The 1664-nt window shown below is 57.3% G+C and carries 1 rRNA gene (running past one end of the window); it reads left to right on the plus strand.

Features of this window, described 5'->3' with window-relative positions:
* The first annotated feature begins 133 nt into the window (after positions 1-133).
* A 23S ribosomal RNA gene (locus tag ACZ4O3_RS43955) occupies positions 134-1664 on the plus strand; it runs 1595 nt beyond the window's last position.

Genomic DNA, 1664 nt, shown 5'->3' on the forward strand with positions numbered 1-1664 from the left:
GGTCGGGCACGCTGTTGGGTGTCTGAGGGAATGAGTTCCCTCTGATGCCGGCCCCAGTGAACTCGCCCGTGAGGGTGGGGTGATGGGTGGCTGGTCGTTGTTTGAGAACTGCACAGTGGACGCGAGCATCTGTGGCCAAGTTTTTAAGGGCGCACGGTGGATGCCTTGGCACCAGGAACCGATGAAGGACGTGGGAGGCCGCGATAGTCCCCGGGGAGTCGTCAACCAGGCTTTGATCCGGGGGTTTCCGAATGGGGAAACCCGGCAGTCGTCATGGGCTGTCACCCGCTGCTGAACACATAGGCAGTGTGGAGGGAACGAGGGGAAGTGAAACATCTCAGTACCCTCAGGAAGAGAAAACAACCGTGATTCCGGGAGTAGTGGCGAGCGAAACCGGATGAGGCCAAACCGTATGCGTGTGAGACCCGGCAGGGGTTGCGTATACGGGGTTGTGGGATCTCTCTTTTGCGGTCTGCCGGCCGTGAGACGAGTCAGAAACCGTTGATGTAGGCGAAGGACATGCGAAAGGTCCGGCGTAGAGGGTAAGACCCCCGTAGCTGAAACATTGACGGCTCGTTTGAGAGACACCCAAGTAGCACGGGGCCCGAGAAATCCCGTGTGAATCTGGCGGGACCACCCGCTAAGCCTAAATATTCCCTGGTGACCGATAGCGGATAGTACCGTGAGGGAATGGTGAAAAGTACCCCGGGAGGGGAGTGAAATAGTACCTGAAACCGTGTGCCTACAAGCCGTGGGAGCATCCTTGTGGTGTGACTGCGTGCCTTTTGAAGAATGAGCCTGCGAGTTTGCGGTGTGTTGCGAGGTTAACCCGTGTGGGGTAGCCGTAGCGAAAGCGAGTCCGAATAGGGCGTTTCAGTAGCACGCTCAAGACCCGAAGCGGAGTGATCTAGCCATGGGCAGGTTGAAGCGGAGGTAAGACTTCGTGGAGGACCGAACCCACCAGGGTTGAAAACCTGGGGGATGACCTGTGGTTAGGGGTGAAAGGCCAATCAAACTCCGTGATAGCTGGTTCTCCCCGAAATGCATTTAGGTGCAGCGTCGTGTGTTTCTTGCCGGAGGTAGAGCACTGGATAGGCGATGGGCCCTACCGGGTTACTGACCTTAGCCAAACTCCGAATGCCGGTAAGTGAGAGCGCGGCAGTGAGACTGTGGGGGATAAGCTCCATGGTCGAGAGGGAAACAGCCCAGAGCATCGACTAAGGCCCCTAAGCGTACGCTAAGTGGGAAAGGATGTGGAGTCGCACAGACAACCAGGAGGTTGGCTTAGAAGCAGCCACCCTTGAAAGAGTGCGTAATAGCTCACTGGTCTAGTGATTCCGCGCCGACAATGTAGCGGGGCTCAAGCGTACCGCCGAAGTCGTGTCATTGCAGCAATACTCCCAACGGAGGCTGTGATGGGTAGGGGAGCGTCGTCTGCCGGGTGAAGCAGCCGCGTAAGCGAGTTGTGGACGGTTGACGAGTGAGAATGCAGGCATGAGTAGCGATTCACACGTGGGAAACGTGTGCGCCGATTGACTAAGGGTTCCTGGGTCAAGCTGATCTGCCCAGGGTAAGTCGGGACCTAAGGCGAGGCCGACAGGCGTAGTCGATGGATAACCGGTTGATATTCCGGTACCCGCTGTGAAGCGTCAAACATCGAACCT

This window comes from Streptomyces sp. NPDC026515, assembly GCF_055567595.1.